Origin of the sequence: Bradyrhizobium sp. IAR9, from assembly GCF_013408065.1 — a bacterium.
Lineage (GTDB): Bacteria > Pseudomonadota > Alphaproteobacteria > Rhizobiales > Xanthobacteraceae > Bradyrhizobium.
Map to the genome: position 1 here is coordinate 268,164 of NZ_JACBZW010000006.1, position 18,839 is coordinate 287,002.

The 18,839-nt window shown below is 66.0% G+C and carries 20 protein-coding genes; 11 read left to right on the top strand and 9 right to left on the bottom strand.

Annotated features, from left to right (window positions below; all coding sequences use genetic code 11):
• Nucleotides 1-43: 43 nt before the first annotated feature.
• The 4 genes from GGD67_RS18770 to GGD67_RS18785 all read left to right on the top strand — a co-directional run bounded on the left by GGD67_RS18770 (nt 44) and on the right by GGD67_RS18785 (nt 3,378).
• The gene (locus GGD67_RS18770) at nt 44-1,249 is read left to right on the top strand and encodes an arabinose transporter (RefSeq protein WP_246784453.1); all 1,206 of its coding nucleotides are present in this window, start codon (nt 44-46) and stop codon (nt 1,247-1,249) included.
• Nucleotides 1,246-2,031, top strand: coding sequence for a carboxymuconolactone decarboxylase family protein (locus GGD67_RS18775; protein ID WP_179734917.1), 786 nt, complete (start codon nt 1,246-1,248; stop codon nt 2,029-2,031). Before GGD67_RS18770 ends, GGD67_RS18775 begins: the two co-directional genes overlap by 4 nt.
• A gap of 130 nt (nt 2,032-2,161) precedes the next feature.
• Entirely contained in the window at nt 2,162-2,557 is a 396-nt protein-coding gene (locus GGD67_RS18780) for a cupin domain-containing protein (protein WP_198293688.1), read from the top strand.
• A gap of 47 nt (nt 2,558-2,604) precedes the next feature.
• On the top strand, nt 2,605-3,378 hold the full coding sequence (locus GGD67_RS18785) for an SDR family NAD(P)-dependent oxidoreductase (RefSeq protein ID WP_179734919.1): 774 nt from the start codon (nt 2,605-2,607) through the stop codon (nt 3,376-3,378).
• A 124-nt stretch (nt 3,379-3,502) separates the two neighbouring features.
• Here GGD67_RS18785 and greA read toward each other — a convergent pair whose 3' ends face one another.
• The 3 genes from greA to GGD67_RS18800 form a co-directional block, all read right to left on the bottom strand.
• Nucleotides 3,503-3,985: a transcription elongation factor GreA gene (gene greA, locus GGD67_RS18790; protein WP_179734921.1), complete on the bottom strand. Its 483-nt coding sequence runs from the start codon at nt 3,983-3,985 to the stop codon at nt 3,503-3,505.
• Nucleotides 3,986-4,045: 60 nt separating this feature from the next.
• Complete coding sequence (locus tag GGD67_RS18795; RefSeq protein ID WP_179734923.1) at nt 4,046-4,531, bottom strand: hypothetical protein; 486 nt, start codon at nt 4,529-4,531, stop codon at nt 4,046-4,048.
• A 172-nt stretch (nt 4,532-4,703) separates the two neighbouring features.
• Nucleotides 4,704-5,039: a hypothetical protein gene (locus GGD67_RS18800; protein WP_092260770.1), complete on the bottom strand. Its 336-nt coding sequence runs from the start codon at nt 5,037-5,039 to the stop codon at nt 4,704-4,706.
• 257 nt (nt 5,040-5,296) lie between these two features.
• Between GGD67_RS18800 and GGD67_RS18805 the strand changes: the two genes are divergently transcribed.
• On the top strand, nt 5,297-5,530 hold the full coding sequence (locus tag GGD67_RS18805; protein ID WP_018317209.1) for a DUF3551 domain-containing protein: 234 nt from the start codon (nt 5,297-5,299) through the stop codon (nt 5,528-5,530).
• Between the two features lie 42 nt (nt 5,531-5,572).
• Here the strand turns inward: GGD67_RS18805 and GGD67_RS18810 are convergent, their stop codons facing one another.
• Both GGD67_RS18810 and GGD67_RS18815 read right to left on the bottom strand, forming a co-directional pair.
• The gene (locus tag GGD67_RS18810) at nt 5,573-6,091 is read right to left on the bottom strand and encodes a hypothetical protein (protein ID WP_179734925.1); all 519 of its coding nucleotides are present in this window, start codon (nt 6,089-6,091) and stop codon (nt 5,573-5,575) included.
• 189 nt (nt 6,092-6,280) lie between these two features.
• Nucleotides 6,281-7,828, bottom strand: a complete 1,548-nt coding sequence (locus GGD67_RS18815; RefSeq protein ID WP_179734927.1) for an acetolactate synthase large subunit — start codon at nt 7,826-7,828, stop codon at nt 6,281-6,283.
• A 267-nt stretch (nt 7,829-8,095) separates the two neighbouring features.
• On the opposite strand from GGD67_RS18815, the gene GGD67_RS18820 reads away from it, so the two are divergent.
• Nucleotides 8,096-8,674, top strand: coding sequence for a L,D-transpeptidase (locus GGD67_RS18820; RefSeq protein ID WP_179734929.1), 579 nt, complete (start codon nt 8,096-8,098; stop codon nt 8,672-8,674).
• Between the two features lie 204 nt (nt 8,675-8,878).
• Entirely contained in the window at nt 8,879-9,694 is an 816-nt protein-coding gene (locus GGD67_RS18825) for a DUF2927 domain-containing protein (RefSeq protein WP_179734931.1), read from the top strand.
• A 203-nt stretch (nt 9,695-9,897) separates the two neighbouring features.
• Here GGD67_RS18825 and GGD67_RS18830 read toward each other — a convergent pair whose 3' ends face one another.
• Together GGD67_RS18830 and GGD67_RS18835 are read right to left on the bottom strand one after the other, a co-directional pair.
• The gene (locus tag GGD67_RS18830) at nt 9,898-10,704 is read right to left on the bottom strand and encodes a class I SAM-dependent methyltransferase (RefSeq protein WP_092260762.1); all 807 of its coding nucleotides are present in this window, start codon (nt 10,702-10,704) and stop codon (nt 9,898-9,900) included.
• Between the two features lie 162 nt (nt 10,705-10,866).
• Nucleotides 10,867-11,991: a threonine synthase gene (locus tag GGD67_RS18835; protein ID WP_179734933.1), complete on the bottom strand. Its 1,125-nt coding sequence runs from the start codon at nt 11,989-11,991 to the stop codon at nt 10,867-10,869.
• A 261-nt stretch (nt 11,992-12,252) separates the two neighbouring features.
• Here GGD67_RS18835 and GGD67_RS18840 point away from each other — a divergent pair, with 261 nt between their 5' ends.
• The 4 genes from GGD67_RS18840 to upp all read left to right on the top strand — a co-directional run bounded on the left by GGD67_RS18840 (nt 12,253) and on the right by upp (nt 16,464).
• Nucleotides 12,253-12,888 (top strand): VOC family protein, encoded by a 636-nt coding sequence (locus GGD67_RS18840; protein WP_179734935.1) that lies wholly within the window; start codon nt 12,253-12,255, stop codon nt 12,886-12,888.
• Between the two features lie 276 nt (nt 12,889-13,164).
• A complete protein-coding gene (locus GGD67_RS18845) occupies nt 13,165-14,421 on the top strand; it encodes a GTP cyclohydrolase II (RefSeq protein ID WP_018317216.1) in 1,257 nt (418 codons plus the stop codon).
• A 7-nt stretch (nt 14,422-14,428) separates the two neighbouring features.
• Nucleotides 14,429-15,667 carry a URC4/urg3 family protein gene (locus GGD67_RS18850; protein ID WP_179734937.1) on the top strand — a complete coding sequence of 413 codons (1,239 nt, stop codon included), beginning with the start codon at nt 14,429-14,431 and terminating at the stop codon, nt 15,665-15,667.
• 167 nt (nt 15,668-15,834) lie between these two features.
• Nucleotides 15,835-16,464, top strand: coding sequence for a uracil phosphoribosyltransferase (upp, locus tag GGD67_RS18855; protein WP_018317218.1), 630 nt, complete (start codon nt 15,835-15,837; stop codon nt 16,462-16,464).
• Nucleotides 16,465-16,533: 69 nt separating this feature from the next.
• On the opposite strand, the gene GGD67_RS18860 is transcribed toward upp, so the two are convergent.
• Both GGD67_RS18860 and GGD67_RS18865 read right to left on the bottom strand, forming a co-directional pair.
• On the bottom strand, nt 16,534-17,646 hold the full coding sequence (locus GGD67_RS18860; RefSeq protein ID WP_179734939.1) for a M48 family metallopeptidase: 1,113 nt from the start codon (nt 17,644-17,646) through the stop codon (nt 16,534-16,536).
• A 3-nt stretch (nt 17,647-17,649) separates the two neighbouring features.
• Nucleotides 17,650-18,795: a YjgN family protein gene (locus GGD67_RS18865; RefSeq protein ID WP_026201813.1), complete on the bottom strand. Its 1,146-nt coding sequence runs from the start codon at nt 18,793-18,795 to the stop codon at nt 17,650-17,652.
• Between the last annotated feature and the right edge of the window lie 44 nt (nt 18,796-18,839).

The window sequence follows — 18,839 nt, forward strand, 5'->3', positions numbered from 1 at the left end:
AAGGTCCTAGGTTCGGAGCAGCCACCAGGAGCCCTGAATCAGCATGCCAGTGACAGCCATGCAGCCCGTCGCCTCGCTTCGCGTCACGGCGAATTTGCTGCCGATCATGGCGGTCGTCTTCGCAGCCTTCCTCGTCATCGGCATGGCGATGCCCGTGCTTCCGCTTCATGTGCACGACGGATTGGGGTTCGGCACGTTCGTGGTCGGCCTGGTCGCCGGCGGCCAGTTCGCGGCATCCCTGGTCTCGCGGCCATGGGCCGGCCACGTCTCGGACAGGAGCGGGGCGAAGCGCGGTGTCATCGCCGGCCTCATCGCGGCCGCGGCGTCCGGGCTGTTCTACCTGCTCTCGCTCGGCTTCACCGAGGCTCCACTGGCCTCGGTGACCATTCTGCTGCTGGGCCGCGGCCTGCTCGGCGCCGCCGAGAGCTTCATCATCACGGCCGCGGTCAGCTGGGGGCTGGTCCTCGTTGAGAGCGGCAACACCGGCAAGGTCATCGCCTGGGTCGGTTCGGCGATGTTCGCCGCCTTCGCTATCGGCGCCCCCGCAGGCTCAGCGCTTTATGCCGCCTACGGCTTTGCCGCGATCGCGCTCGCGACGACGGCAGCGCCGCTGCTGGCTCTGCTGTTCGTGGTGCAGCTTCCCGCGGTGGCGCCGGTGCAGCAAGTCCGCCTGTCGTTCGCCAAAGTGCTCGGCGCGGTATGGGTGCCGGGCCTCGGATCGGCCCTCGGCAGCGTCGGCTTCGGCGCGGTGACGACGTTCGTCGCCTTGCTGTTTGCCAGCCGCGGATGGGCCAATGGATGGCTTGCTTACACGGCCTATGCCCTCGCTTTCATCTTGGCGCGCGTCTTGTTCAGTCATCTGGCCGATGCGATCGGCGGCGCCAGGGTTGCGCTTCTCTGTGCCCTGGTCGAAGCCGCCGGGCAGGCCCTGATCTGGCTTGCGGCACGACCCGAGATGGCGCTGGCCGGTGCCGCGCTCACCGGATTCGGCTTTTCGCTGATCTATCCCGGCTTCGGCGTCGAGGCCGTGCGCCGCGTCCCCGTGCAGAACCGCGGCCTGGCCATGGGCGCCTACACCGCCTTTCTCGACCTGGCCCAGGGGATCGCGAGCCCGGCGCTTGGATTGATCGCCACCGGAGCAAGGCTGAACGTTTTGTTTTTCGCCAGCGCCGTCACCGTGCTCTGCGCCGCGCTGGTCGCCTGGTGGCTGCTGGCGCACCCGTTCACCGTCGAAGGACATCCGCAATGAGAACGCTCGCAACCACCTTGTTGTCATTCTGGCTCATCGCCGGCGGCCCGGTCGCCGCGGACACGGCAGCCGTCAAAGGAGCAAATCCCATGTCGACATCGGAAGTCATCCGCGCCGTTGCGCCGGCGCTCGAAGCCTACGCGCAAAAGTTCGTCATCGGCGATCTCTGGAAGCGTCCCGGTCTTTCGCCGCGAGACCGCAGCATCGTCACGGTCGCGGCGCTGATCGCGCGCAACCAGACCGTGGAGCTGCCCGACTATTTCGCACGCGCGCTCGACAACGGGGTGAAGCCGGCGGAGATATCGGAGATCATCACGCACCTCGCCTTCTACACCGGCTGGGCCAACGCGGTGGATGCGATCCCGGCGGCGCGCGACGTCTTCAAGAGCCGCAACATCGGGGCTGATCAGCTGCCGCCGGCCTCTGGGCCGCAACTGCCGCTCGACGAAGCCGCGGAGAAGCAGCGGGCGACCCGCGTCGGCGAGCAGTTCGGGCAGATCACGCCAAGCCTCGTCCAGTACACGACCGACGTGCTGTTTCGCGATCTCTGGCTGAGGCCGGCGCTGGCGCCACGCGACCGCAGCCTGGTCACCGTGAGCGCTCTCATCGCGACCGGTCAGGTCGCGCAGATCACCTATCATTTGAACCGCGCGATGGACAACGGGTTGACGCGGGAGGAAGCCGGCGAGGTGCTCGGCCATCTCGCCTTCTATGCCGGCTGGCCCAACGCATTCTCCGCGGCGCCGGTGATCAAGGACGTCGTCGAAAAGCGGCCGCGCTGAGCGGAGACGTGCCGTGATCAGGCGCAGGGACGTGCTCATTGGCGGCAGCACCGCCGTTATCATCGGAATTCGCCGCGCGCAGGCGCGCGCGTCGGACGCACAGGAGACGCACATGACCATGGACTTGGACATCGACATCAAGCGAAACGGATCGCGCCCGTCCCAGAAGGGTCCGCAGGACTGGTTCACCGGCACGGTACGCATCGACCCGCTGTTCCAGGCCCCTGATCCGGCTCGGGTCGGCGCGGGACAGGTCACGTTCGAGCCGGGTGCCCGCACCGCCTGGCACACGCATCCGCTCGGACAGACACTCATCGTCACCGCGGGACTGGGTTGGGTTCAGCGCGAAGGCGGAACCATCGAGGAGATCCGGCCGGGCGACGTCGTGTGGTTTCCGCCGGGACTGAAGCATTGGCATGGCGCCTCGCCGACGACGGCGATGACCCATATTGCCATCCAGGAATCCTCCGGCGGCAAGAACGTCGACTGGATGGAGAAAGTGAGCGACGAACAATATCGGAAGTGATGGCGGGCGCTGTAGAGTGCGTCCTGAAACATCCGGAGAAGCACCGCATGGCGATCATCTTCATCACCGGCAGCACGGACGGCCTCGGCCGGGCAGCGGCGCAATCGCTCGTCGATCAAGGTCACCGCGTGGTGCTGCACGCGCGGTCGGCGGATCGCGCCGCCGGTATCGGCGCGTTCGCGTCGCGTTGCGCCGGGATCGTGGTCGGCGATCTCCGCAGTGCCGCAGATGCAAGAAGCATCGCCGACCAAGTCAACGCGATCGGGCGCATGGATGCGATCATCCACAACGCCGGTGTCTACACACGGCCTAGCCGTGGCGCGACGCCGGAAGGCCATGCCGAAACCCTGGCGATCAACACGCTTGCGCCGTACATGCTGACGGCCCTGATCGAGCTGCCCGACCGATTGGTGTATCTCAGCAGCGGATTGCACCGCGGTGGAGAGGGCTCGCTCGACGACCTCGATTGGACAGAGCGGACCTGGGATTCGGCCAAGGCCTATGCCGAGAGCAAGCTGCACGTTGTCGCGCTCGCGTTCGGTCTGGCACGACGCTGGCCCAAGGTCCTGAGCAACGCCGTCGATCCCGGATGGGTACGCACCAAGATGGGCGGCTCGGGCGCCCCGGTCGATCTCCACACCGGACAACAGACGCAAGCCTGGCTCGCGGTGAGCGAGGAGCCCGCCGCTCTGGTCAGCGGGCGCTACTGGCATCATCTCCGGCGGGAGGAGCCGGCCGGTGAGGCGACCGATCCGGATTTTCAGGACGCACTCATCGAAAGATTGGGCAGGCTGACCGGAGTTCCGCTTCCGCAGGCCTAAAGCGCGATGCGATTTGGATGAATCATCGTCACGCTTTGGGTTGACGTTTGCGCATGATCTTTCCGGAAAACCGCTTCGCACTTTTCCGGATCATGCTTCAGGCAGACCGATACCGGCCCCGCCCCTACCCGATCGACAGGATCTCGATCTCCTGCGCACCCGTCCCTACGACGTCACCCGCCGCCTTCCCCATCAGCGATCGCGCCACCGGCGCGACGAACGAGATCGTCCCCGCCTTGGGGTCGGCTTCGTCCTCGCCGACGATGCGGTAGGTCTGCACGCGGCCGTCGGTGCGGCTGAAGGTCACGGTGCTGCCGAAGGCGACTGTTTCGGTCGAGGTCGGATCGGGAACGAGCTGCGCCGTGCGCAGCCGTTCGGTGAGATAGCGGGCGTCGCGCAACGGCACCGCCGACTGCCGGCGCTTTTCGTTGACGTCCTCAATGGCCTGCGCGGCCTCATAGGCCTCGCGGGCTTGCTGAAGCTGCGTCTGCAACGCCTGCAGCCCTGCTTCCGTCACGAGGTTGGGATGCGGCGAGATCGGGCGATCCGGCAACAGCGTCTCGGACGCGGTTTCGGCGCTTTCTTCCTTGGTAAAGGCGACGCTCAATTCAAAGATCCTGTCGAACTGTCCGGAGTGGCGGCGCCGCGCGCCGCCGATTGCCCTGGACTATATCTCAAGTTCGACGAAACGACGGAGCTTGAAGACGAGATCAGGCATGGCCTGGCGGAACCGCGTCGCGTTCTGGAAATTGGTCGAGAACGGGGCGAAGGTGATCATGGCGTTCCAGTGCCTGTAACCGTAGACCGTGACCGAGGCGCCGGTCGCCGGGAAATTCTCCAGCTTGCGGAGCTCGCCAAGCACGAGATCGGCGATCGCTTCTGCCGGCAACAACTGCTTGCCATCCCGGGTCGTGACGATTTTCGCAGGCAGCTCGACCGGTTCCACGGTGGCCGGCGTAGCGTTGACCGCATCCTCCTGCCCGGTCGACGTCGCCTCAGGGACGGGCGCCGCGACGGCGTCCGCTCCGTTCGACGGCACGGTCGGCGGGCCCTCGGTGAGCGGCGGCGGTGCAACACTGTCTGCGCGCTTGTTGCCTCCAAGGATGCTGCTGATCATGGCCACAAGGCCAGCATCCTTCACGTCGTCACTCATCACTCCCCCCGGGATTCGGCCTAATCTAGCACTGCGCTCGCAGATCGCCATCGGGGATGTGACCGGAAGCCGCCCGGCAGAGGCGGTTGGTCGCAGGCCGTTCGTCGAAGCGCCGGTTCTTCGAAAGCACCGGCGGCGCGAAGCTGAGCGTCCCGCGCCGCCATGCGATCCGTCACTGCTTAGCGAACGGAATATATTGCTGGTACTGCTTGGGCACCGAACTGCGATAGCGCGCGGGCACGGTGCCGGTGTCGACGGAGCGATCGATTTCCTGCTGCCGCGTCATCTTCTTCTTCGCCGGCTTCTTCGACGCACTCTTCTTGGAGTCGGTCGGCTGGCTGGAGCTGTCGGTGGTCGCGGCGGGCGCCGCCGTCGTTGCCGGCGCAGCGGTTGTCGCCGCAGGCGCAGCTGTTCCGCCGGCGGCCGGCGCGCTTTGGGCCAGGGCATGCGGCGTTTGCGTCATGAGCGCCAGTGCTGCCACCGCAGCCAGCAAATATGATTTCTGCATGAGAACCTCCAAATGCCTTGATCCGAACGAGGCAAGCCTAGTCCCACCGGATCGAGGCGTGCAAGTTCGCTGAGGATAGGTCGGAACCCGTGTGCGAACTGTGGCCGAGATCACAGTGCAAGGCGCCGGCTGCGTCACGATGGTCCTCGCTTCGAACGCATCCGGCGCCGGGGAGACCAACACAGCATGACCCCGCGTCAGACAAGCCACGGGAACGCCAAGGCTCGGCCGTTCCACCTACCATGAAGGAGATCGAAATGCGTCGCACCATCCTCACGCTTGCATCGTTCGCAACGCTGATCGCCGCGTCGTTGTCGGCGGCCCCGGCCCAGGCCGGAAGCGACAGATACTGCCTGCAAGGCCGCAACTGGGGTTATCCCGGCAACTGCCAGTTCGCCAGCTACCAGCAATGTGCGGCGACCGCCTCCGGCACATCGGCCTATTGCGGCATCAACCCGCGCTACGCCTACTCGCAGCCCTACGCCTACTGACCACGTCGCGGCGTGCGCGGCGATCGCGCACGCCGCACGTCTCTATGCGCGTGCTCCAAGACCGATCTCCTCGAGCCGTAACGCGAACCAGCGCGACAGCGGGTCGTCGACGGCGCCGCTGACATAGACCTCCGACATCGTCACCTGGTCCTTGTCCAGCACCAGCAGCAGGCCGACCCAGTAGGGAAACCAGACGTGGACGTCGGTCAGCGCCCTCAGCTTGTGCTGGTCGTGCTCCAGCGGGGTGTGATTGCTTGCCTTGCGGATCTCCACGCTGAGCAGATTGTTCGGGATCTCGCGCTGATGCACGACGACATCAGGGTAGATCGACTTGCCGAGATGGTCGTCGGTCGAGATGATGGTGCCGTGCGGCAGATGCAGAGTGCGCTCGCCGAGCCGGTCATAGTTGCAGTCGACCGACCAGCCGGAGAACTGCTTTTCCAGATGCACGGCGAAGCGGTGCGTGACCGCGCGTTCGCCGATGTCCTTCTCGAATAGGAAGCCTTCGTGGGCGTAGAAGTCCCGCAGCGCCGCGATTACCTTGTTCAGCTCGGTCTGCATCGTGCCTCCGGGCCCATCTCGCGCACCTGGTTCGGTGTCGTCCCGGCGAACGCCGGGACCCATACCGCGAGGTCTATCGAGTGTACACGGCGCACGTACCGAACTCCGAGTCTTCGCCAAACCTCTCCCTGGGGTGGGTCCCGGCGTTCGCCGGGACGACGTGGGGAGAGAGCTTGTTCAATCAACCCCCTACATCTGGACTTCGATCAGCCGCGGCCCCGGCTCGGCGACGGCTTCGGCCAGCGCCTTGTTGAACTCGTCGGCATTGGTGACGGCACGGCCGGGCACGCCCATGCCCTTGGCCAGCGCGACGAAATCCAGCGTGGGCCGGTCGAGGCGGAGCATGTCGTTGGCGCGCTGGCCGGGCTCGCCGGCGCCGACATTGTCGAACTCGCCGCGCAGGATCTGGTAGATGCGGTTGGCGAACACGATGGTGACGATATCAAGGTTCTCGCGCGCCTGGGTCCACAGCGACTGGATCGTGTACATCGCGCTGCCGTCGCCGACCATGGTGATGACCTTGCGGTCCGGGCAGGCGATCGCAGCGCCGATCGAGAGCGGCGTCGAGAAGCCGATCGAGCCGCCCATGTTCTGCAGCCAGTCGTGCGGCGCGGCAGCGGCCGTCGGCGGGAAGAAGCCACGGCCTGTGGTGAGGGATTCGTCGACCATGATCGCGTTCTCGGGGATCGCACAGGCGATCGCCTGCGCGATCGAGGCGAAGGTGAGCTCGCCGGTCGGCTTGATCAGCTCCTGCACGGCATGCGGCTTGACGTCCTTGGCGCTGGCCTTCACCGCACCCGCAAGCGCCTCGAGCGCTGCGACCGAGTTCTCGCCCCAGGAGGTCATGCGATGGACGTCGCAGCCCTCAGGCTTGAGCATGCTCGGCTTGTTCGGATAGGCGAAGAACGCCACGGGATCGTCAGACTCGACCAGCACGATGTGACGGAACTTGGCCAGCATCGGCAGCGCGTTCTCGATCACGTAATGGATGCGGTCGATCGAGTAGCGGCCGCGGCCGCGCGCCATCTTGGGGCGGAAGGTGGGGCCCATCACGGTGCAGCCGGTTTTGGCGGCGATGCGCTCGGCCAGCGCCAGGCCCTGCTCGCTGAGGGCGCTGCCGGTCATCAGCAGCAGCGTGCCCTCGCCGTCACCGTGCAGGATCTTCGCGGCCCGCTCGACCGCCTGCGGCGAATAGCTCGCGCGCTGCTGCTCGGCCGGAACCTCGGCGATGCCGTCGGCCTCGTTCCAGGCGGTGTCGGCGGGCAGGATCAGGGTCGCGATCTGACCCGGCGCGCTCTTGGCGGCGGCGATCGCGGCGGCGCCGTCGGCGGCCACCGATTTGGAGTTCGGCGAGGTCCGGACCCAGGACGACATCGGCCGGGCCAACCCCTCGATGTCGGAGGTCAGCGGCGCGTTGTAGTCGATGTGATAGACGGCATGCTGACCGACGATGTTGACGATGCCGGAATTGGCCTTCTTGGCGTTGTGCAGGTTGGCAAGACCGTTGGCGAGGCCGGGGCCGAGATGCAGCAGGGTCGAGGCCGGCGTACCCTTCATGCGATAGTAGCCGTCGGCCGCGCCCGTCACCACGCCCTCGAACAGGCCGAGCACGCAGCGCATGCCGGGGACCCGGTCGAGCGCTGCGACAAAATGCATCTCGGAGGTTCCCGGGTTGGAGAAGCAAATGTCCACCCCGCCCTTGACCATCGTCCGCACCAGGCTTTCCGCACCGTTCATTCTTCTTGCTCCCGCAACCGCCGATTTCGAGTGAGGTATCCGACCAATCATTGTTCGCAGGCCCCGTCAAAGCAATAGGGGCCATCGCGGCCCTGCCCCGCGCGAGGATGCGCTGGCTTGGATAACGCTTTTCGTCAAATTGGCGCGGTTGCGGATCTGGTGACGTCAATCGTTAAGCATGGCATCCCTCACGGGGCCGTGGCTTGCGAAAAGCCCGCAAATATGGCCTGTGGCCCTTGTTGAATCGATTTTTTGCTGGGGGAAACAATGATCCGGTTTTTTGCCGCGCCGATTGCCGCCATCGCACTGCTGTCGGCCATGGCGGGCGGCGCGTTCGCCGAAGAGTTCGACTCGCGCGACATCATGGGCGGCGGACCGAACTTCTTCCGTTCCGGCGCCAATCCGATCCCCCGCGCCACCGTCATGTATAACGGCAATTACGCCCCTGGCACGATCGTGGTGAACACCAGCGAGCGGCGGCTGTATCTGGTGCTGCAGAACGGCCAGGCGCTGCGCTACGGCATCGGCGTCGGCCGCGACGGCTTCCGCTGGGGCGGGGTCCACAGGATCACCGCCAAGAAGGAATGGCCGGACTGGACGCCGCCGTCGCAGATGCTGGCCCGCCGGCCGGACCTGCCGCGCCACATGAAGGGCGGCGTCGAGAATCCGCTCGGCGCGCGCGCGATGTATCTGGGCTCGACACTCTACCGCATCCACGGCTCCAACGAGCCGGAGACGATCGGCCAGGCGGTCTCCTCGGGCTGCTTCCGCATGACCAATGACGACGTCAGCGATCTCTACGGCCGCGTCTCGGTCGGTACCACGGTGGTGGTGCTGAACAACTGACGCACGCTTCCGTAGGGTGGGCAAAGCCGGAGGCATGCCCACCACTGACTGCGGTTGCGGCGCGATGGTGGGCACGGCGCTTTCGCGCCTTTGCCCACCCTACGACACTGTAACTCTCTTGTTACAGACAATGCCGGGAACCCGCAGGCCGCGTGAATCTGCGGCCTTGTGCGCGCGACGTGAATACGGCAGCGTCGCACGACGATGAGCGCATTCAATCCGTCCTCGGCTGCCCTTCGCATCGCCCTGCTGGCGCTCGCCGCGCTCACATGCGCGCCCGATCCCGCGACCACGGCGGTGGCGGGCGAGTTGCCCGCGGTCTCCTCGCGCCAGCGCTCCGAGAAGAAGAATTTTACCGACGGAGAGATCGTCGAGGGCTTCCTGAAGACGGCGTTCGGCGCCGAATATCACCTCGCCGGCCGCGTCGACCGCATTCGCAAATTCGACGGACCGGTGCGCGTGTACGCCGAGAGCGACCGCGCCGACCGCAAGACGCAGCTCGCCAAGGTCGTGGCCGACATCGCCCATCGCGTGCAGCATCTCGATATCGCCATGATCGCGACCGCCGAAGCGGCCAATGTGCGGGTGAAGCTGGTGCGCGACCGCGACCTCTTCCGCACCATCTCCAGCTTCTACGGCGCCGAGAAGGCGCGCGAGATCCGTACCTCGCTCGACCCGCAATGCCTGTCCGGCTTCCGCAAGAACGACAATTTCGAGATCGAGCATTCCGACGTCATCCTCACCGTCGACAACGGCGATTTCGTCTTTCTCGACTGCGCCTATGAGGAGCTGTTGCAATCGCTCGGGCCCATCAACGACACCGCGAGCGTGCCGTGGACGATGTTCAACGACAACGTCTCGATGGGCTATTTCGACGTCTACGACCAGTACATCCTCAATCTGCTGTACGATCCCCGCATCAAGCCCGGCATGACCGTGGCCGAGGTCAAGGCGGTGCTGCCCGCGGTGCTCGCCGACGTGCGCAGCTGGGTCAAGCAGGTGAATGATCTGAAGGAGTGAAGGCGCTTGCTCGCTGCACCCTCTCCCCCTGTGGGAGAGGGTGGCTCGCCGCATAGCGGCGAGACGGGTGAGGGGTCTCTCTCCGCAAGCTCAATTTCATTGAGTACGCGGAGAGAGACCCCTCATCCGGCGCTTCGCGCCACCTTCTCCCACAAGGGGAGAAGGAAGAGCACGTGCAATCGCGGCGGCTTATCGCTTCAGCCTCACACCTTGCTTGCCTTCGACATCAGGAACTGCTGGCGCATCACATTGTGGCCGGGGTCGAAATATTCCGAGATCAGCGCCTCGAATTCGGCTCGGAAGCTCTTGAGCTTGTCCGGCTCGTCCTTGTACTGGGCGACGAGCTTGATCAAAGGCCCGATCGTCGTTTCCATGGTGCGGCGGAAATGCTGCGGGCTGAGGGCGGACGGCGTCATCATGTCCATCTCGAAGGAGAGGTCCTTCGCTTTCCCCGCGAGACGCTCGGCGACGATCTTCGGATCGCCCCACAACACCGGCGATGCCACGCCCTCGGGCGGCGGCAGATGGCGGCCGATCAGCGCGAACATCCGCCCGACATACAGATGCGGCGGCCAGGTGGAGAAGGCGATGGTACCGCCGGGCTTCAGCACGCGCAGCATCTCGCCGATCGCGACGTCCGGGCGCGGCGCGAACATGTGGCCGAACTGGCTGAGCACCACGTCGAACTCGTTGTCGCCATAGGGCAGGCTTTCGGCATCGCCGTCCTTGAAGTCGACATCGAGGTTCATCAATTGCGCATGCTCGCGGGCGCGTTCGATCAGGACCGGCGACAGATCGAGACCCCTGACCTTCGCACCGCGGCGCGCCGCCGTGATCGCGACAACGCCGGTGCCGCATCCGACGTCGAGCAGGCGTTGGCCGGCGGCAACGCCGGCAAAACCGACGAGCTTGGCGGCGGTCGGTGTCGTGAAAACTTCCATCGGCGTGAACAGCGACCAGGCTTCCTTCTGGACTGCCTTGAAACCTGCAAACGGATCCTGCGCGGTCATGGAACTCTCCCCTTTGCGTGAGCTGGATCTTCATGAGGCTGGCGACGGGCGCCGAAGGTTCAACGCGGCCGCATGGCTCCGCGGCAACGCGGATGCCCGGGCCTTCTGCAACGCCCTCGTCCCGCGGCGGCCGCGCCGCAACACGGCCCAACAGATCGGACCCTACTGGACGAGATCGGCGACGGTGGTTGCGGCCTTCAGGCCGGTGCCGGTGAGGACGGCGACCGTGGTGTCGGTCGCGTTGATGGCGCCGGTGGCCGAGAGTTTGTCCAGCGCCGCAGCCGCGCTGGCGCTGGTCGGCTCGGCGAACAGGCCCTGCCGGGCCAGTCGCCGCAGGGCGGCGACGATCTCGTCCTCGGTGAGCGCGACGGTGCCGCCGCCGCTCTCGCGCAAGGCCGCGATGATCTCGCGCAGGCGCAGCGGGTGCTTGATGGCGGTGCCTTCGGCGATGGTCTTGTTGACCTCGCGCGCGACAGGCGTATCGACGCCGGCCTGAAAGCTCGCATCGATCGGCGAACAGTTGAGTGGCTGCGCCGCGAACAGCCGCGGCAGCTTCGCGATCTGGCCGGCCCTCAACAGCTCGCGGAAGCCGAAGGCGCACCCTAGAAGAGAGCTGCCGGCGCCAACGGGGACGATGATGTTATCGGGGGCGCGGAAGCCGAGATCTTCCCAGATTTCATAGGCGAGCGACTTGGTGCCTTCGAGGAAGAACGGCTGCCAATTGTGGCTGGCATAGAAGGTCTGTTGCGACTGGCGGATCGCCTCGGCCTCTGACTCCTCGCGCGGGCCCTCGACGAGCTGCACCTCGGCGCCGTAAGCGCGCACCTGCGCGATCTTCGCCGGCGACGTCGAGGCCGGCGCCAAAATCTTCACGCGCATGGCGCCGGCGGCCCCTAACCCCGCCATCGACGAGCCGCCATTGCCGGAAGAATCTTCGAGAATGGCATCGACGCCGATCTGGCGCAGGAAGGACAGCATCACGGCCGAGCCGCGGTCCTTGAAGCTGCCGGTCGGGTTGAACCATTCGAGCTTGAACAACGGCCGCAGATCGCCCCAGTCCTGCTGCACCAGCGGCGTGCACCCCTCGCCGAGCGTGATCGGAGTCTTGATCTCGACCGGCAGCGCCGCGCGGTAGCGCCAGAGCGAGCGCGTGCGGCCGTCGATGTCCTCACGCGAGATCCCCGCCCCCGGCGCCACCAGAAGCGGCGTGCGCTCGTCCGAGCACCAGCGCGGCTGGTCCAGCGCATAGAGCTTTCCGTTGCGGGGGTCGATGTAGCTGGCGGGCATGGGGGTCTCCGGGGCGGTCAACCGATCCAGTCGATATGTCTGAATATATGGGCTTTATCCAGTCACGCGTTTGCAAGGGTGTGGACGCAGCCCGATTTGTGCACGATACGCCGTCTCACTTGCAGGGAGCGCGGACAGGCGATGGCAGTTCGATGGACCAAAGGTTACAGTCAGCGCGAGCTCGACCGTGCGCAGATTCAACCTCGTCGCACGATATGGCCATAGCCTGGAAGAGCTCGAGAAGAAATCGGATCGCTAGCCATGCTTCGTCTTGACCACATCACCATCGCCGCGAACGACCTTGCCGAGGGCGTTGCCTATGTCGAGACCGCGCTCGGCATTGCGCCGCCGGCCGGCGGCGCGCATCCGCTGATGGGCACGCATAATCACCTGCTGCGGTTGAGCGAGACAGCGTTCCTCGAAGTCATCGCGCCGAACCCGTCGGCTCCCGCGCCCACCCGGCCGCGCTGGTTCGCGCTGGACGATGCACGGACGCGCGCGGCGCTCGCGGTTTCGCCGCGGCTCATGACCTGGGTCGTGAGCACGTCCGACATCACGTCCGCGCTCGCGACGATCCCGCATGTCGCAAAACCAGCCATCACGGTGACGCGCGGCCATCTCGAATGGCTGATCTCCGTCCCGCCCGACGGCTCGATGCCGTTCGACGGCGCGTTTCCGACCGTGATCGAGTGGCCGGCCGGACCGCATCCAGCATCGCGCATGGCCGATCTCGGCTGCTCCCTGGTGGAATTCGAGATACGGCACCCCGAGGCGGACACGATCGCCGCGTCGCTGGCGGGCTTTCTGGACGATCCGCGCATCCGCTTCAGTCACGATTCCGCGCCCTCGTTTCGCGCGGTGATCCGGACGCCGGGAGGCGACCGGCAGCTGGTCTAGCCGGCCTCGCCGGCCGGTGGCCCCTTCAAAAACACAAATAACTACATAGATATAGCCTGTATACCGGTGCCGTGCGCCATTCAGCTGGGCATGGCAATGGCTGGTGACCGGCATCGGCAGCGGAGGCCCTGCGCGCGCAGCACGATTAACTTGTCTGTCGCGTCTTGCCGCTACAATATGTTGGATTGAGCTTGCGTCGCCGATGTTCCGCGTCGGCAACGCGACCGAGCCAGGCCCGTCCGAGCGGCGGGCCGTTGGCTTTTTGGGAGTTTGGTCATGAGCCGCGCGAACCGTACCGACCACATCCGCCTGACTTCGCATCCGGAGCCGGGCCGGAAGTCCGCCTTCCCGATCCACTGGGGCGCCGCTGACGCGCGCGCCCGCGGACCGATCATCGGCACGGTCTCGCGCGCCGGGGATCGCAACGTGATCGGCAGCCATGGCGGGTCCTACGCGATGTACCGTGCGCTCGCGGTGTCCGCCGGCGCGCTCGATCCGATTCGCAGGCCCGACCTCACCAATACGTTTCCGGCGGCGACCATCGGACCGTTCGAGCAATGGCGCGATCCCGCCAAGATCGTCGCGCTCGATCCCTGGGGGCATCTGGTCGCGGAGAATTTCGGTAAGGAGATCGCAGAAGGCTCCGACATCCGCCCGAGCATCGCCGTGACGCGGGCGCGGCTCGACCTGCCGGAGATCCGCGAGGCGCTGGCCGCAAAACGGCTACGCGCCGACGGCGAGGTCGTGCATGCCAATGGCAGCGTCTCCGTCGTGAAAATCGCGATCGATCCGGTCTGGTACCTGCCGGGGCTTGCGGCGCGCTTCGGCACCGCCGAGACCGAGCTGCGGCGCACGCTGTTCGAGCAGACCGCCGGCATGTTCCCCGAGCTGGTGACGCGGCCGGACATGAAGGTGTTTTTGCCGCCGATCGGCGGTACCACCGTCTACATGTTCGGCGATGTGACGAAACTGCCGGACCATCGCACCAAGATCACCTGCCGCGTGCATGACGAGTGCAACGGGTCCGATGTGTTCGGCTCCGACATCTGCACCTGCCGTCCGTATCTCATCCACGGCATCGAGGAATCCGCGCGCGGCGCGCAGGAAGGCGGGCTCGGGCTCGTCGTCTACAATCGCAAGGAAGGCCGCGCGCTCGGCGAGGTCACCAAATTCCTGGTCTACAACGCGCGCAAGCGCCAGGAGGACGGCGATGCGGCCGCCGCCTATTTCGAGCGCACCGAATGCGTCGCCGGCGTGCAGGATGCCCGCTTCCAGCAATTGATGCCGGATACGATCCACTGGCTCGGTCTGAAGCGCATCGACCGCTTCCTGTCGATGAGCGACATGAAATACGACGCGCTGACCTCGCAAGGCATCGACATCGTCGAGCGCGTGCCGATCCCGCCGGAGCTGATTCCCGCCGACGCCTATGTCGAGATCGCCGCGAAGAAAGCCGCCGGCTATTACTCGACCGACATCGCGCCCGAGAAGGACGTGGACGGCGTGGTCGGGCGTTCGCTGGAAAAATACTGATCGCGCGATGCCGGAGGCTTTGGAATTGCAAGCACGCTCGCTGCTCACCGCAGATGCGGTGCGCGCGCGGGCCGCGCAGATGCTGGAGATCGGCCTTGCCGGCGGCCTCCGCCACTTCACGATCGATCTCGACCGGATGGATGGTGTCGCGGAGGCCGTGCTCGCGGTGACCCGCAAAGCCTATCCGGCGCTGGAGATTCCATTCCATGCGCGCTGGCGGCATTTTGTGCTTGGCGGCGCCGACCGCTGGGCGAAGCTTGCCGACGCGGCTTCGTGGCCGGACCGCGCCGCGCGGGCGCGCGCGGAGTTCGACCTCGCCATCGTCAGCGTGCTGCTCGATGCCGGCGCGGGCGCCGCGTGGCGCTATCGCGACGCAGTGACGAGACAAGGCATCGGCCGGTCCGAGGGGCTTGCGATCGCCAGCCTCGACATGTTTGCGAGCGGTCTTTTTTCGCGCGACGCCGGCTCGCCATTCAGGGCCGATGCGAACGTGCTCGCGCACCTGCCGCTCGCCGCACTCACCTCCGCTTTTCAGGTCAGCGACACCAATGCGCTGCTCGGGCTCGAGGGGCGCACGGATCTGTTGCGGCGTCTGGGCAAGCTGGTCGCGGAGCGCGCCGAGATTTTCGGCCTGCAAGATACACCGCGGCCGGGCGGGCTGTTTGATCACATCGCGGCGCAGGCGAAGGGCGGCGCCATTGCCGCACCGGCGATCCTGTCGGCGGTGCTGAACCAGCTCGGACCGATCTGGCCGTCGCGGCTGGAGCTTGCAAAGATTCCGCTCGGCGATTGCTGGCGCCATCCGGCGCTTAGGGCGGATGATGCGACCGCGGGCCTCGTGCCGCTGCACAAGCTGTCCCAATGGCTGAGCTATTCGCTGATCGAACCGCTGCAGCGCGCTGGCCTCGACGTCACCGACATCGACGGCCTGACGGGACTTGCGGAATATCGCAACGGCGGACTGTTCGTCGATTACGAGGTGCTGCGCCTGCGCGACGCCGCGGATGCCGAGCGCGCGCATGCGGTGGACTCGCTGCTTGTCGTGGAATGGCGTGCGCTGACGGTCGCGCTGCTGGACCAGCTTGCCGAGCTGGTTCGCGCCAAGCTCGGCCGCACGCCCGAGACATTGCCGCTCGCCAGCATTTTGGAAGGCGGCACCTGGGCCGCCGGCCGCGCCATTGCGTTTGCGCGCCGGCCCGACGGTTCACCGCCGCTCAAGGTGATCAGCGACGGCACGGTTTTCTAAACCCTCTCCCCTTATGGGAGAGGGTGGCTTCGCAAAAGCGAAGCCGGGTGAGGGGTCTCTCTCCGCGGGGGTCTCTCAATTGGAATACGCGGAAAGATACCCCTCATCCGGCGCTTCGCGCCACCTTCTCCCACAAGGGGAGAAGGGAAGAAGAAGAGCATCCCATCATGGAAGGCGTCACGATCGTCGATCATCCGCTGGTGCAGCACAAGCTGACGCTGGTGCGGGACAAATCGATCTCCACAAAGTCATTCAGGGAGCTGATCAAGGAGATCGGCATGCTGCTTTGCTACGAGGTGACGCGCGATTTGCCGCTCGCGGATACCGTGATCGAGACGCCGCTGGCGACGATGCACTCGGCCAAGATCGCCGGCAAGAAGCTGGTGTTCGTGCCGATGCTGCGCGCCGGCACCACCTTTGTCGACGGCATGATGGACCTGGTGCCGACTGCGCGCGTCGCCCATATCGGGCTCTACCGCGAGCCGCACAGCTTTGCGGCGGTGGAGTATTTCTTCAAATCGCCGTCCGACCTCGGCGAGCGCCTGGCAATCGTGGTGACCCCGGTGGTCGCCACCGCCAACACGGCCGTCGCCGCCATCGACCGCCTGAAGGAGCGCGGCGCCAGGGACATCCGCCTCGCCTGCCTGATCGCAGCGCCCGAAGGGCTCGAGCGGCTGCGCGGCTTGCATCCGGACGTGCCGATCTGGACCGCGGCGGTGGACGAAGGTCTCGACGAGAACGGGTTCATCCTGCCGGGCCTTGGCGATGCCGGCGACCGCGCTTACGGGACGCGGTAGGCGCGCTCTAATGCACCTCTCCCGCAAGCGGGAGAGGGAGCGCACCTCCGCCGTTGCAGCGATCAACCTTCAGATCTTCCCGCTGCCGCAGATTCCCTTCAGCGACTGCCATTCCTTGTCCGTCAGCAGCGGCGGGCCGCTGACGGGGCGATCTTCCCTGGTCATGCGGGCGAGGCGGTCCTCGGTCAGCGGGTGGCTGGCGAGGATCGACGTGAGCGTGGAGCCGCCTTCCTTGCCGGTGATGCGGTACATCAGCTCAAAAGCAGGCTTCGGCGAGCGGCCGAGCTTGTGCATGATCTCGATCGCGAACGTATCGGCAGCAGTCTCGGCCTCGCGCGAATAGGAGGCTTCGACGACGGTGCGCGAGGCAAAGATCACGGCGGATGAGCCGGTGACGTCGCCGAACAACAGGCCGATCAGGAATGAGGTGCCGCCGTTGTAGATCAGCCCGCGCATGTTGTCGTAATGCTTGAGATGGCCGAGCTCGTGCGCGAGGATGCCGGCGAGCTCGTCGGGGTTCTGCGCCTTGTCGAGCAGGCCCCTCAGCACGTAGACCTTGCCGCCGGGCAGCGCGAACGCGTTCGGCACCGCGGTTGGCAGCACGCCCGCTGTCATGGAATCGTCGTCGAGGCCGGCGGCATCGCGCAGGCGGTTGACCAGCTTTGTGAACGCGGCCTTGCCCGCGGGGTCTTCGCACACGCTGCGGCCGAAGATGGTCTTCACCTGGACTTCGGAGGCATCGCCGATGCGCCGCTCGATCGGTTTCGGCACCAGCGGTGCAAGCCGGTCGGCGGCGAGCGGCACGCCGAACAGCACGACGCAGACGATGGAGACGGTGGCAGCCACCGACCAGCCGACGATCTTTGCGACGCCGCGGCGCGAGGTTCGGTGCTCGTCGAGATGGGTGCAGCGGACGGTCACGTCCGCCGCGAGTACAGCGTCGCGGATTTCCAGCCGCGCCAATGGCGGCGCGGCGATGCAGGCAAGACGCAGGATTCCCGGCGGACTGTCGGCGCGGCGAATGTCGGCATAGGACCAGCGAACCGGCGTTCCGCCCTCCTCGAGGATCTCGAGCGCATCAGCGAACGTCAGCGTCACCTGCCGCCGGCGGCTCGACGTGCCGTCGAAGAAGATGGTCGGCTTGGCGGCCTGCGCCGGCGCCTCGGCAAATACGTCACTCACAGCTCAGAATCCCGCGACATCGAGCCCGTCAGCAAAACCTTCGCCGAGCGCACTGGCAAGTACGCCGCGCCCCTGCACATCCGACGCCGCGCCGATGTCGTGCACCTTGACCGTCTCCAGCACCTTGGCCCAGAGATCACGCTGAAGATAGACCCGCATGACGATGTTGATCGCAAGCGCCAGCGCGAGATAGCCTGCTACCATCATCACCACCATCGGGATGCTCCTGGCGGCATTGTCGGAGCCGAACACCTGATCGGCCGGAACGCCGCTCAGCTGGACGACCAGCAAGGCGGAGCCGCCGAGATAGGCGGAGAATACCATCGAGAGCAGCGTCCACCAGCCGATCACCTTCCAGTACAGGCCGTAGAAGGCATCGTGCGGCAGGTCCGAGGACAGGCTGACGCCGCCGATGCGGATGCCGTCGAGCCACCAGCGCCATTCGCGCGCCTTGAACTCCGCATAGAAGAACGGCGCGAGCGGGAAGATCACCAGCGCGATCGGGCTGAGCAGCCACAGCCACCAGCCACGCTTGAAGAAGGTCCAGCCGTTGCCCTCGAAATCGCCGCGAAGATCGCCGTAATGGGTGTGCTGCATCTTGTAGCGTTCGAGCGCGGCCTCGCGCCAGGGCAGCGCCAGGCCGAGCGTCAGGAATACGAGCAAGCCCCACGCCATGGCGCGGAACGAATAGGCCCAGCCCGAGCCGTCCATCCAGAATCGGACGCCGCGCCAAACGGTGCGCGTCAACCGGTAACGTCGCGCGCGAAAAATCGCGAACTGGCCGAAGGCGTAGAAGCCGATGAACAGCGGCGTCGAGGCAAAACCCTGCCAGCGCTCGAACTCGATGCCGATCAGGAAGTAGGCGAGATAGATCGGCACCAGAATCGCGAGCGCGAACAGGAAGCCGACCAGCAGCTCCTTGGCACGGCCGGTATATTCGGCGGCATCGCCGTCGATCGCGGTGTTCGCCCACAGATGACGACGGATGTCGGTGACGAGCCAGAACCGGTAGAAGCCGAAGGTGACGAGCTCCAGCATGGCCCCCTTGGTGACCATTTTCCGGAACTCGGAGCGGTCACCGCTGAAATCGACCCGCGTGGGCGGCAGCGGCGGCGGTAAGGGCTCGGAGCCGATGGGGGTCCATTGCATGTCGTTCACGGCGGCAACCTCGGGATGCGGTCTTGATCGGGTCA